The organism is Mycobacterium sp. ENV421, assembly GCF_002887815.1.
GTDB lineage: Bacteria > Actinomycetota > Actinomycetes > Mycobacteriales > Mycobacteriaceae > Mycobacterium.
The window spans coordinates 100,928-113,418 of record NZ_PDHO01000017.1 but is presented as its reverse complement, the minus strand read 5'-3'; the positions used below and the strand labels follow the sequence as shown (position 1 = coordinate 113,418).

At 65.3% G+C, this 12,491-nt stretch carries 12 protein-coding genes and 1 pseudogene; 1 reads left to right on the top strand and 12 read right to left on the bottom strand.

The window, feature by feature from the left end; genetic code table 11:
- A pseudogene (locus tag CRM90_RS31015) lies at positions 1-233 on the top strand (hypothetical protein); the annotation flags it as partial.
- A gap of 16 nt (positions 234-249) precedes the next feature.
- Here the strand turns inward: CRM90_RS31015 and CRM90_RS19690 are convergent.
- From CRM90_RS19690 to ahcY, 12 genes are all read right to left on the bottom strand, one after another.
- The gene (locus CRM90_RS19690; protein ID WP_102808614.1) at positions 250-1,005 is read right to left on the bottom strand and encodes an SseB family protein; all 756 of its coding nucleotides are present in this window, start codon (positions 1,003-1,005) and stop codon (positions 250-252) included.
- 166 nt (positions 1,006-1,171) lie between these two features.
- Positions 1,172-1,630: a hypothetical protein gene (locus tag CRM90_RS19685; RefSeq protein WP_102808613.1), complete on the bottom strand. Its 459-nt coding sequence runs from the start codon at positions 1,628-1,630 to the stop codon at positions 1,172-1,174.
- Positions 1,631-1,633: 3 nt separating this feature from the next.
- Positions 1,634-2,203: a hypothetical protein gene (locus CRM90_RS30295; protein WP_142391407.1), complete on the bottom strand. Its 570-nt coding sequence runs from the start codon at positions 2,201-2,203 to the stop codon at positions 1,634-1,636.
- The gene (locus tag CRM90_RS19675; RefSeq protein WP_102808611.1) at positions 2,200-4,848 is read right to left on the bottom strand and encodes an ADP-ribosyltransferase; all 2,649 of its coding nucleotides are present in this window, start codon (positions 4,846-4,848) and stop codon (positions 2,200-2,202) included. The genes CRM90_RS30295 and CRM90_RS19675 overlap by 4 nt, the downstream gene beginning before the upstream one ends.
- 22 nt (positions 4,849-4,870) lie before the next feature.
- A complete protein-coding gene (locus CRM90_RS19670) occupies positions 4,871-5,161 on the bottom strand; it encodes a WXG100 family type VII secretion target (protein WP_102808610.1) in 291 nt (96 codons plus the stop codon).
- Positions 5,154-5,468, bottom strand: a complete 315-nt coding sequence (locus CRM90_RS19665; protein WP_158249036.1) for a WXG100 family type VII secretion target — start codon at positions 5,466-5,468, stop codon at positions 5,154-5,156. Before CRM90_RS19665 ends, CRM90_RS19670 begins: the two co-directional genes overlap by 8 nt.
- Before the next feature lie 81 nt (positions 5,469-5,549).
- Positions 5,550-6,080, bottom strand: coding sequence for a VOC family protein (locus tag CRM90_RS19660; RefSeq protein WP_102808608.1), 531 nt, complete (start codon positions 6,078-6,080; stop codon positions 5,550-5,552).
- Positions 6,081-6,091: 11 nt separating this feature from the next.
- Complete coding sequence (gene lpqB / locus CRM90_RS19655; RefSeq protein ID WP_142391408.1) at positions 6,092-7,834, bottom strand: MtrAB system accessory lipoprotein LpqB; 1,743 nt, start codon at positions 7,832-7,834, stop codon at positions 6,092-6,094.
- A 20-nt stretch (positions 7,835-7,854) separates the two neighbouring features.
- Positions 7,855-9,528, bottom strand: coding sequence for an MtrAB system histidine kinase MtrB (gene mtrB, locus CRM90_RS19650; protein WP_102808606.1), 1,674 nt, complete (start codon positions 9,526-9,528; stop codon positions 7,855-7,857).
- A 22-nt stretch (positions 9,529-9,550) separates the two neighbouring features.
- Positions 9,551-10,237, bottom strand: a complete 687-nt coding sequence (mtrA, locus tag CRM90_RS19645; RefSeq protein WP_071947075.1) for a two-component system response regulator MtrA — start codon at positions 10,235-10,237, stop codon at positions 9,551-9,553.
- Positions 10,238-10,309: 72 nt separating this feature from the next.
- Positions 10,310-10,939, bottom strand: a complete 630-nt coding sequence (locus CRM90_RS19640) for a dTMP kinase (protein WP_102808605.1) — start codon at positions 10,937-10,939, stop codon at positions 10,310-10,312.
- Between the two features lie 16 nt (positions 10,940-10,955).
- The gene (gene ahcY, locus CRM90_RS19635) at positions 10,956-12,416 is read right to left on the bottom strand and encodes an adenosylhomocysteinase (protein WP_102808629.1); all 1,461 of its coding nucleotides are present in this window, start codon (positions 12,414-12,416) and stop codon (positions 10,956-10,958) included.
- Positions 12,417-12,491 lie beyond the last annotated feature (75 nt).

Genomic DNA, 12,491 nt, shown 5'->3' with positions numbered 1-12,491 from the left:
TGCTGTGCCCCTTTCACCACCGAGCACACCACCACGGCGACATCACCATCACCGGCCCCGCACACCAACTCACCGTCCACGACAGCGACGGCGAACCCCTCACATCAGGGTCACTGGCCCGACCACCAAACCATCCACCACCAACAGTTCCGCCCTGCCCCGGACCAACCGGCGAACGCGCCGACTGGAAGTGGTACCAACCCTTTCAGCCGAAAGCACCACCGGAGAATTAGATTGGGTGGGCGGCGGTCAGGCGTTGAGTTCCGCCAGCGTGACCGCGAGATACGGTCCGCTGGGATTGATGACGAGTCCACCGTAGCCCTGCTCGCGGGCTATCTCGATCACCTTCTCTGTCGTGCTGGCCATGACGGCGTCCGCCACGTTGTGGGCTACGACCTCTGGGGCACTGGTGAACGCGAAGAGTCCAGGCGACCCGTCCGGCATCGCTGTTGCGCGGAAGGCCATCTTTCCAGGCTGTGACGTCTCGTCGACGCCGAGGAGCAGAGGGCCGTCCTGCTTGAGTAAGTCCAGCACCTTCTGCCGGTCGATGCGGCCAGCAGCCAGATCGACCGTGGCGGTTTTGAGTGGCTCGTTGTTCGGGTTGCGCAATGCAAAGTCGATCTCGGCCGCAGACATCGCACCGGTCGGTCCGGCCGGATCGATGTAGAGCCAGGCATCTTGCTGCGACTGGGCGAGTTCGAGTACGGCGGTCGCCGGGTTGACCAACGACATGGTGGGTGTTCCGGGCGGGTGAAGGCGCGCGATTTCTTCGTTGCGTGTGTAAGCGAACAGTGCGCCTTTGCCGTCTGGGCCTGTACCGCGACGGATCTGCAGCCGCGCGCCGGGCGCGAAGCCGGTGGCGGTCGGCGCATCGGAGCCAGTCGTGTCCAACAGCAGATCACCAAACATGCAGGACCGCAATACTTCTAGAGCGTTCGCCTGGTTCGGTTGCGCGGCAAAGGATGCGTCGGCTGCGCGCACGATGGTGTTGTCGACCAGTTCCATGTCATCCTTCCTTTCACTCCGCACTTTCCAGTCGCAAGGCCGTCACAGGGTTTTCGGCTCTTCGACGCGAATGCCGGTCGCGTCGCGCACGACTCTGAGGTGCATATTTCCCGCCCACGCCTGTGTCATCGGTACCTCACTGCGACCGCAGCGTTGCTGCGGCAATTCAGCTGGGAGGGCGGAATGCGAACCGCCCCGGGGTGTTGACGGTGACAGCAGGACGCGCCAATGCACTGTTAATCTGTTGAATAACAGCTTCTTTGAGTGCCGCTGAGTCGGTGGGCAAACCAGGCGCATCCCCTGGCTCGGCAAGAAGCACCACACTGTCCCCGAGAGCGGGCACATCCACCGAGCCGGCGAAGAGCAGCAATGTTCCTGGGAGCATGGCGATCTCCTGCTCCTCGCGATACCGCGCGAACGGTGCCACGAGGCGACCAGTGATGCTCACGATCGCAGCCAACCACTCTGCGGTGAAGTTCTCGCTGGCAACACGCGGATCCATCGACGTGGGCAAGATCCCGCTGAGCGTGAAGGACGCGTTCGGCCTCGGACCAGCCATACCCCTGTACGTGATCGCCGGCATCGCCGGAAGTTTGGACAGCGTTGTCACAATGTCTTCGGCCACTTATCACTCCCTTTTCGCGGCGTCGATAGCGGCCAAAGTGGCTGCCGCCGCGCGGTCGATGAACTCTGGCCCGCGCGCTTCGCCGTGAATATCCCACTGCCAGCTACCGACGTAAGTAACTTCGTCCTGCTCATGGCCGGGGAACCCCACCTGGATGAAGTCAACATCTTTGGGCGGTGACGTCGGTGACCAGAGCCCTCGTAGTATCTCGACGATGACTTCGGGCGAGTCACCCACGAAATTCACTGGACCGCCTTCGACTTGTATCAGATACTCCTGCGGTGGGCCATCCCCTCGGTCGCTGCGGTCACCCGAGACGCGCACAGGGACACCATCCACATTCACCAACACTCCGTTGCTCAACCCGAACACCGGATGCTGTAGCGACGCAATCCCCTCGGCAAGTGTCTTGACTCGGTCCGATCGCCAATGCCGAAGAGAATGGCTCGGCCTACACCCCCCGTTTTCCCACTTCCTGTTGTAGGGCCGAGTCATTCCCTCACCCTTGGTTGGATGGCGCTTTATCCAGCCTTCGATTGCCTCGGCCGAAACCAGCTGATCAGAGTTCGTCACTTGACCTGCCTCATAGTAATTTGCAGGACCCCGTCGTCGCCGAGCTCCCGAGACAGTATTTCGAATTGGGAGCCGCGCGGAAACAAGATCTCCGATTCATCCATGTACCTGGAAAGCTGGCTCACATCAACTCCATCGGACCCGACCACTTTGAGTAAAGTCGGCGTTTCCCCGGGCAGCGCGCCCCTAGCGAAGGATTCGGCAACGAACGAATCCGTGGTCGTACTGAGATACCCCGGATCGTGGAAGATGGCTCCCTCGTGAAGTTGTGCGAGCAAGGAGTCCGACGCACGCATTCCGCGCCAGGTGGTCGAGGCCAGTTCCGAGGGATCCACTCGATAGGGCGGCAGCGCTGCGAGACCTTCGTCGGTATGGGCGATCCTCTCCTCCCACAATGCCCGTTGTTCTGGCGTTAGGTCACTCAACGAGTCGACGCCCAATACGGATTGCTGCCTCTCGCTCAGCGAATCCATATCACGCAGATAAGGATTCATGCCCTGATGCAGCTCGGTGCTGTAGTCGTACACGCCCCCCACGCCGGCTGGCGATATTGGCTCATACTCGTCGGAGACCTTTTCCGTCCACTCATCGAATCGAGCCGGGTCAACCGCGCCACTCGGCATCCGATATTCCTGGTTGATCTCTGCCAAGTCCGGCAGATGACCACCTGGCGTCCCGTGATTAGCAGGCGGATCGTGTAATCCGGTGTGTGGCGGGTTATTCGGCTGGTGTTCTGTCGACGGAGAGCCGTGGCCAGCCCCGTTATGGGGCAGACCACCATCGTGCGGGGCATCGCCAATAGTGCCACCGCCGCCATGCGGCGCGGCGCCAGCCGGCGACCCGCTTGTCGCATCCATCGGAGGTGCTGGCGGGTGCCCACCGGAGGGCGCGCTCGGCGACGGACTTACTCCTCCCGAAGACGCAGGCGTCGGCGCCGCCTCGGAAGCCGCAGGCGCAGAGGGCACTTCAGCCTTCGGTGCAGGCGCAACGTCCGGAGCATGCGTCTCCGGTGCGTGAGTCACCGGCGGGGAAACAGGATCGCCAGAAGCAGGAGCCGACGTCGGCTTGCCGCCTGTCGGCGCAGGCGCAGGGTCACGCGGCGCCGTCGGTGGCCCTGGCTCCGATGGCTTGGGCAACGGCCCCGGGCTTCCGGACGGTGGCTTGCCTCCGTCAAGACCCGTCTTGTTCAGGTCGTCCAGTTTCGCGGTGACACGGTCGACGTCGCTCGCGACACTGCGCAAACCACCTGTCGCCGAGGCAATCCCGCCTGCTTCACCGGCGGCCCGCTCGGTCGCACTCACTTCTGCACGTGCGGCTGCCCCCTCGGCGGCACGGGCACCACCGGCGGCCTTGATACCCGCTCCGCCGGGTACGACCGCTGTAGCGATGTCGAAGCCCGCCTCGCCGAGCCCGAGGAACGGCCGGTTGCTCGTGAAGATATCGTCGAAGTGCGTGACACTCTTGACCATGTCGATCGAGCCCTCGGGATCCATCGCGAACGCGGTCGGCGCAGTCATCGGGTTGAACGTCAGAGCCATCTTGCTCAGGTTTTCGATGTTCTCCCACGTGCCTTTCGGATCACCAAGAGGATCGAATGCCGTCACCAGACCGCCGACCGTATTGATCGCGCTGAGCGAGGCGCCGGTCGTTGCATCGGTGAATGCGTCGTTGATGTTGGCCGCGACCCGGCCCGCATCCTCGCCGAGATAGTTGACCAATTCCACCCGCGTGACGATTTCCATTGCGCGCGTGTAGTTCTTGATGCTGTTGTTCAGCTGCGCGAGTAGCTCTTTCCTGGCAGCAGACTGCTGTTTGTGGTTGGCGATGACAGCTTTGACGTCGTCGGCGACCTCTTGGATCTTCTCTTCCGCGTCACCGGTGATCAGTTCGAAGACTGTGCCCATGATGCCTTGGTCGATGACCGAGCCCACCACATCCTTGAGCTTGTTCAGCAGATCACGGATCGCGTTCTGCGTCGTCTCGACATCGGTTGCGAAGCTGCTCAGTTGATTCGAGAGCTTTTGCGCCTCGCCGGCCAGCGACGACATCGCGGTGCCGACATCACGCACTGCCTGCTGCATCGGCTCTTTGTCCGGCATCTGCTGTGCGCCGATGGTGGCGTACGCGCCCGAGTTCGCCGCAGATACACCGTACAGCGGTGTGGCGAAAACGGCCCAGGCGGCAGCGGCCGCCCTCAGCTCGGTGGGCTCACCATTCGGCCACCAGTCCCCGACCAGAAACTCGACCAGGTACCACAACACCGGTGGAGTTTGCCCAGGCCCGTTGACATCTGGATCGCCGCCCGGCGCCGAGTAGACCGGTGGCGCAATCGGCGCGGGCAACGGCGCCGCCCTACCGCCGATATCGGCCGCGGCCTCGGCGCGAGAATAGTTGGTCGCGGAGCCCTGGATCAGATAGCCAATGTGGCGTAATGCGTTGACGCCCTTACCGACCGCCTCGACCAACGCACTGGCGGAATCCTGGTACGCGAATCCGAACGCGGTTCCCGCGGCGTCTTGACCCGCGTTCGCGTTGTACGACCCGGTCAGAGCGCCTACGGCCGCGGTGAGTCCCTCACTGAGGCCGGCGACCGCAGAGCCCGCACCCGAGAGCGCCGGCGGATCCACCCGCAACGGTTCACCCATGGCGACTCACTGCGGACATCGATTAGCCCCAGATTTTCAGGTTCGCCTCGACCGCGCCGCTATAGGAGGTGTGGGCATGGGCTCCCGCCGAGCGTAACTGCCCCAGCGCATTCCGCATCATGTCGGCGCCCTCTTTCCACTGCTTGTGGACGGCGGCATGCGACTCACTGGCAACGCCATCCCACTGCGCATGCAGATTGGCCACCACAGCATCGCACTCTTCGAGCATCGAGTCGACCACCGCCTGGTATGACGCCATGCGCTCGACGATGTCGGCCAGCCGGTCCAGATCGACGGCGAATGCGTCAGCCACGGTGAACTCCCCGCAGCTCTGACGTCGAGGCCTGTTCCTGAGCCTCGAATGCCTGGCCAGCTTGACCAAGCCGCTCCGCGATGGTCGCCAACGCCTGCTGGACTTTCAGTGAACCGTCATGCCACTGCCTCCACGCAGAGCCATAGGCCCCGCCCGCGGAGCCCTCCCACGTTCCCAGCACCTGCTGGGCTTCGCTGTCGAGATCGTGCAGACCAGCCTGCAGATGCTGCGCCCCTGCGGTCAGCGCCTCACACGCAGCCTGCAGAACTGCAGGGTCCACCTTCAACACGCCGCCGTCCCCACTCACAGAGCAAACGCTACTGGCTTGACACCGCCTCCACAATTCACCTCTGAACAGCGCGGCGAGCCTGAAATGCCGCCTGTACCGCTACCCGAAGAGGGTCCGGATCGGGTCGCTTCCGTCCCAGTCCACCGCCGCCTGTCGCACCAACTCACCCATCCCGATCGTCGCGGGGGTGAGCTCCATCAATTCGATGATCGTCGCCGCCGTCCCGGGTGGGGGCTCGAAGTACGCATAGCGGGCGGTGCCCGGTTCGCCACCCGACCACACCACCGGCCAGCCTGCGGCCTGCCCGGCCGCCAACGCGGCGTCGTAGTTCTGCGCCCAATAAGCCAGCTGGTGGAAGCCGTCCCCGCCCGCCGAGGTGAACTCCGAATAGATCGACGGCGCATCGTTGTCCTGGTGGATGACCTCGATCTGCATGTCGCCACTGTTGGCCAGCCCCAGCGTCAGCTTCACCGTGCACTCCTGGCCGCGGTAGATCCCGGTCTGCTCGATACCGCGCAGCACATAAAACGGACCGACTCCGAGGTCCAGCCAGTTCGCTAGTGCGGCATCGAAATCCTGCACAATGTAACCGATTTGGCGGATCACGCCGGGCAGCACAGGTCCAGGCACCAGGTCTCCTCTCAGCCGGGCAACACCGGCACCGCGCCGGGTGTCAGGAAAGGCCGTACATCCGACCAGGATTGACTGTTCTCGGCGCTGTTACCCGACAGCTGCAGCACGCCGCGACTGTCGGACACGTACACCGCCGCCGGGTTCGCCGCGACAGCGGTCACCGGCATCACGATGTTGCCGTTCGGCCCGTCGGAGTTGACCCCGTCGATGTTCACGTACGACACCGGGTGCGCGGCATCGGTTCGGGTGACGACGATGTCGTCGCCGGTGCGCCACGACAGCGACACCACCGACGACCCCAGCCCGAAACCGAGCCGGCGCGGATACGTCAGCGAGAACTCGCCGGCGGGGGTCTGCTCCACGTTCGCCAGAATCACTTGCCCGTTGATCACCATCACCGCCCGGGTGCTGTCCCGGGAGAGTTGCAATTCGGCTATCGCACCGGGGAATTGGGACACCACCGCTGCGGAGTCCACCGGGATCCGGGCGGGCTGCCCAGACGCCTGCTCCTGGATCACCCGCACGACGCTGTTGCCGTCCACCACCACCCACACGGCGTCGTCCAGCGCCCAGGACGGTCGCGTCAGCGACCGCGCATCGGTGGCTTTCGCCGCCACCCCACCGTTCGGGCCGATCCACACCGTGGAGACCATGTCCGGCGCCCCGGGCCGCTGCACCGTCACCGACGCGATCGCCTGACCGGTTCGCGACAGCGCCGCCGACACCTGATCGTTCATCTGGCCGAACGATCCGGGCACCGGTGTGGCCTGTTGTCCGTCCAGCGACACCAGCGATCCGCGGATCAGCGCATGCACACCTGCCGCGGCGCCGTCGACCGCACCCGGATCGGTGGCCGCCACATCGGTGGTGTCCCAGCCGTCGGCGAACCGGTCGTCGAGAGCCGCGCCGTCGGCGTTGATCACGTACGGGCCCTTGATGTCGGCCCGCGCCAGTGTCCAGATGATCTGGGCGGCAAGCAGTTGCCTGCTGTGCGGATCGGTGGTGGTCAAATTCTCCAGGTCGACCTTCGCTCCGCCGTAGCCGCGGCCGATACCCGTCTTGCCGCCGTCGGCCCTGGTCACCGGGCCCATCATCTTCACCGGTCCCAGCAGGTTGCGCACCGTGCGGGCCATCTCCGGGCGGGGCCCGGCGATCAACTTGTTGAGCAGTTCGGTCGCCAACTGGTCGGCGTCGGACACTGCGACATACCGCGGATCTGGCACGACGGTCTTGCCGGTCGGGTCGACGAAATAGAGAGTGTTGCGCTTGTAGGTGGCCTGGAACTGCTGCCAATCCAGGAACACTCCGTTGGGCAGCTTGTTGATGCGCCAGCCGTCGGGCGTCTGGACCAACTCGAGCGGTCCCGGGTCGGGAAGTTGCCCCTCGGCGGTTTCGAAGACACCCACATCGGACAGCGACCCCAGCATGTCTGCTTTCATCGTGACCGCAACCCGGTCAGGAGAACGGGTTTCGACGAACACGACGTTGTCGATCAGCAGTGCACTGCCCTGGTCGTCCCAACCGCTGGAGGCCGAAGCGGTGAGGAACTGTCGCGCCGCCAGATGCCGGTTCGCCGGGTCGGCGGTGGCCTTGAGGAATTCCCGCAGCAACTGGTCGGGATCCATCCCGGGGGTCGGCTTGGGCAGGCTCTTCGGCTGGGGCCGCTCGACGGTCCCGATCGCTTGCGGCGCAGAAGAATTCGGCACCCCGGCACATCCGCCGCCCAACATCACGACCAGTCCGGCCAGCATCAGGGCCAGCAGCCGGCGTGTCACACGCTCTCCCCCGCCGGCTCCCGCTGCCGAACCTGGCGCGAGTCCTTGCCGCCATCCTGGCGTTCCGCGGCAACAGGTTTGAGCGGTAACGGACTGGTGGTGACCTTGTGGCCGCGCACCAGCGGAAGGGTCAGCCGGAAGCAGGCACCCTTGCCGGGTTCACCCCACGCCTCGAGCCGGCCCTGGTGCAGCCGGGCGTCCTCGATGCTGATCGCGAGGCCCAAACCTGTCCCGCCGGAACGACGCACGCGGGAGGGGTCCGAACGCCAGAACCGGCTGAACACCAGCTTCTCCTCGCCGGGGCGCAAGCCGACACCGAAGTCGCGGACGGTGGCCGCGACGGTGTCCTCGTCGGCGGCCATCCGGATGTGGACCGGCTTGCGCTCGGCATGGTCGATCGCGTTGGCGATCAGGTTGCGCAGGATGCGCTCGACGCGGCGGGCATCGACCTCGGCGATGACCTCGCTGTCGGGCAGGGTGACCATCAGTTCGATCCCGGCCTCGTCGGCCAGGTGGCCGACGTTGCCGAGCGCGCTGTTCACCGTGGACCGCAAATCGACTGCCTCGACCGAGAGTTCGGCGACGCCGGCGTCGTGGCGCGAGATCTCGAGTAGGTCGTTGAGCAGGGTCTCGAATCGGTCGAGCTCGTTGACCATCAACTCGGTGGACCTGCGCAGCGCCGGGTCCAGTTCCTCGGAGTGGTCGTGAATCAGATCAGCCGCCATCCGCACAGTGGTCAACGGCGTGCGCAGCTCGTGGCTGACGTCCGAGGTGAACCGGCGCTGCAGATTGCCGAACTCCTCGAGATTGGTGATCTGGCGTTGCAGACTCTCAGCCATGTCGTTGAACGACACCGCAAGCCGCGCCATGTCATCCTCGCCGCGCACCGGCATCCGCTCGGAGAGATGGCCCTCGGCGAAGCGCTCGGCGATCCGCGATGCGGAGCGCACCGGCAGCACCACCTGCCGGGAAACCAGCAGGGCGATCCCGGCCAGCAGCACCAGCAGCACCAACCCGCCGGTGGCCATGGTGCTGCGCACCAGGGTGATGGTGTTTTCCTCGTTGTTCAGCGGAAAGATCAGGTAGAGCTCAAGATTCGGGACGCGGGACGGCGCCGGAGTACCGATCAACAGCGCCGGACCGCTGAACGCGTCGGTTCGTACCGTCTCGTACTGGTAGCTGACCTGGCCCGCTTTGACGAAGTCGCGCAACGACTTCGGGATCTGGTCCATCGGTCCGGCGGCGGTGGCCGCTCGCGGTCCGTCGCCGGGGACCATCAGGACCGCGTCGAACGTGCCGGCCAGCGCCGCGCCGGACGACTGACCTGTCTTGGAGATCAGGGTGTTGCGGGCCAGCTGCAGGCTGCTGTCCAGAGACCGCGCCTCTTCACCACTGACAGTTCCGCTGACCGTGTTGCGCGCCCGATCCAATTCCTCGGTCGCCGCGTGCACCTTCACGTCGAGCACCCGGTTCGTGATCTGGCTGGTGAGCACGAAGCCGAGCGCCACGATCACGGCGGCCGACAGACCCAACGTCAGCACGACCACCCGCAACTGCAGCGACCGGCGCCAGATCAACCCCAGTGCTCGACTCAGCGCACTCGTACCCCGAACCAGGGGACCCGATCGTCCCCACGGACCGCGGATGCGCCGCCTCGAGCCGAACATCACCTGCGGCGCTCCTCCGTGCGCATCACGGTGGTCCGGCCTTGTAACCCACTCCTCGAACGGTCAGCACCACCTGCGGGTTCTCCGGGTCCTTCTCGACCTTCGCCCGCAACCGCTGGACATGCACGTTCACCAAACGGGTGTCCGCGGGGTGGCGATATCCCCACACCTGTTCGAGCAGCACATCTCGAGTAAACACCTGGCGTGGTTTGCGTGCCAGCGCCACCAGCAGGTCGAACTCCAGCGGTGTCAGCGAAATCTGCTCACCCTCGCGAGTGACCTTGTGCGCAGGCACGTCGATGTCGATGTCGGCGATCGACAGCATCTCGGCCGGCTCGTCCTCGTTGCGCCGCAGCCGGGCACGGACGCGCGCCACCAACTCCTTGGGCTTGAACGGCTTCATCACGTAGTCGTCGGCGCCCGACTCCAGGCCCAGCACCACGTCCACCGTGTCGGTCTTGGCGGTGAGCATGACGATCGGCACCCCGGAGTCCGCGCGCAGCACCCGGCACACATCGATGCCGTTCATGCCGGGCAGCATGAGGTCCAGCAACACCAGATCGGGGCGGAGCTCACGCACGGCCGTCAGCGCCTGCGAGCCGTCGCCGATGACCGCGGTGTCGAAACCCTCGCCACGCAACACGATGGTGAGCATCTCGGCCAGCGATGGGTCGTCGTCGACTACGAGAATCCTTTGCCTCATGGTGTCCATGGTGTCACCGAATTGCGACAAACCCCGGCTACCACACGGGCGAGTTGCGACATTTCCGCTGCGTGGGGTCCTCTAACCCAGCAGCGCGGCCGCCAACGCCGCCGGATCGACGTCCGGGGCGACGATCGACCAGGGCCCGCCCCAGTTAGCGGCACCCAATTCGGCGTACACCGCGCCCGTCCGGCGCTGCAGTCCGTCGTCGCGTTCGTAGGCGTCGCGGGCCCGGTCGGCCTCCTGCTGAGCCCGGTGCCTGGCGCGCTGGGCGGCCAACTCGACCGAGGCGTCGAGCAGGATCTGCCGGTCGGGTTTGGGCAGGGCGAACCGGCCGTACTCGAGTTCGCCCACCCACGACACCGCCGCACCGGAGGCGTCCTGATGCAGCCGGGCCGCGCTGTACGCCGCGTTGGAGGCGACATAGCGATCCAGGATCACCACATCGTGTCGACGACCTAGTTCGGCCATCTGATCGATCGCCCCGGCCCGGTCGAGGGCGAACAGCATCGCCATCGCATAGACCGATGAGGCCAGGTCGCCGTGCTGTCCGTGCAGTGCCTCGCTCGCGAGGTCGGCATGAACCGACTGGCCGTAGCGGGGGAAGGCCAGCGTGGTGACCGACCTTCCGCCCGCTTCGAACGCGCGCTGCAGACCCTGGGTCAGGGTGCGCTTGCCTGCGCCGTCTAGTCCCTCGATGACGATCAGCACGGCGGGAGCCTAACGCTCAGTAGCGGTAGTGCTCCGGCTTGTACGGACCCTCGACGTCGACGCCGATGTACTCGGCCTGGTCCTTGGTGAGCTTGGTCAGCGTGCCACCGAGAGCCTCGACGTGGATGCGGGCCACCTTCTCGTCGAGGTGCTTGGCCAGCCGGTAGACCTCGTTGTCGTACTCATCGTTCTTGGTCCACAGCTCGATCTGGGCGATCACCTGGTTGGAGAAGCTGTTGCTCATCACGAACGACGGGTGGCCCGTCGCGTTGCCCAGGTTCAGCAGCCGGCCCTCGGACAGCACGATGATCGACTTGCCGTCGGCACCGAAGATCCACTCGTCGACCTGAGGCTTGATGTTGATCCGGGTGGCACCCGAGCGCTCGAGGGCGGCCATGTCGATCTCGTTGTCGAAGTGGCCGATGTTGCCCAGGATGGCCTTGTCCTTCATCGCCTTCATGTGATCGAGGGTGATGATGTCCTTGTTGCCGGTCGAGGTGACGACGATGTCGGCATCACCGATGGCGTCCTCGACGGTCACCACATCGAAGCCGTCCATCAATGCCTGCAGCGCGTTGATCGGGTCGATCTCGGTGACCTGCACGCGCGCGCCCTGGCCGGCCAGCGACTCCGCACAGCCCTTGCCCACGTCGCCGTAGCCACAGATCAGCACCTTCTTGCCACCGATCAGCACGTCGGTGCCGCGGTTGATCCCGTCGATCAGCGAGTGCCGGGTGCCGTACTTGTTGTCGAACTTGCTCTTGGTGACCGAGTCGTTGACGTTGATGGCCGGGAACGCCAGCTCACCGGCGGCGGCGAACTGGTACAGCCGCAGCACACCGGTGGTGGTCTCCTCGGTGACACCCTTGACCGACTCGGCGATCTTCGTCCACTTGGTGTTGTCCTTCTCGAAGCTCTTGCGGCACAGCTCCAGGAAGACCTTCCACTCGGCCGAGTCGTCATCCTCGGCGGGCGGAACCACACCAGCCTTCTCGTACTGCGCACCGCGCAGCACCAGCATGGTGGCGTCGCCGCCGTCGTCGAGAATCATGTTGGCGGGCTCGCCTTCCCAGGTGAGCATCTGCTCGGCGGCCCACCAGTACTCCTCCAGCGTCTCGCCCTTCCAGGCGAACACCGGGGTGCCGGTCGGCTCCTCGGGGGTGCCGTGCGGGCCGACGACGACGGCCGCCGCGGCATGGTCCTGGGTGGAGAAGATGTTGCAGCTCGCCCAGCGGACCTCAGCGCCGAGCGCAACCAGCGTCTCGATCAGCACCGCGGTCTGCACGGTCATGTGCAGCGAACCCGAGATCCGGGCACCCTTGAGCGGCTGGACGTCGTGGTATTCGCGGCGCAGCGCCATCAGGCCGGGCATCTCGTGCTCGGCCAGCCGGATTTCCTTGCGGCCGAATTCGGCCAGCGACAGGTCGGCCACCTTGAAGTCGATGCCGTTGCGCACCTCGACGGTCATTTCAGACATGTAGAGCCCCTTTTCGTTCGTCATTGCCGGTGAGCGCGCGATACGCGCGCTGGCGACACCCTCAGCCTGCGGGCT

Bases quoted from the DNA above. Each gene is read 5' to 3' on its own strand.
- CRM90_RS19690 (WP_102808614.1), bottom strand. From the start codon at position 1,005: ATGGAACTGGTCGACAACACCATCGTGCGCGCAGCCGACGCATCCTTT.
- lpqB (WP_142391408.1), bottom strand. From the start codon at position 7,834: ATGCTGGCCGGACTGGTCGTGATGTTGGGCGGCGGATGTGCCGGGGTG.
- ahcY (WP_102808629.1), bottom strand. From the start codon at position 12,416: ATGTCTGAAATGACCGTCGAGGTGCGCAACGGCATCGACTTCAAGGTG.
- CRM90_RS19675 (WP_102808611.1), bottom strand. From the start codon at position 4,848: ATGGGTGAACCGTTGCGGGTGGATCCGCCGGCGCTCTCGGGTGCGGGC.
- mtrA (WP_071947075.1), bottom strand. From the start codon at position 10,237: ATGGACACCATGAGGCAAAGGATTCTCGTAGTCGACGACGACCCATCG.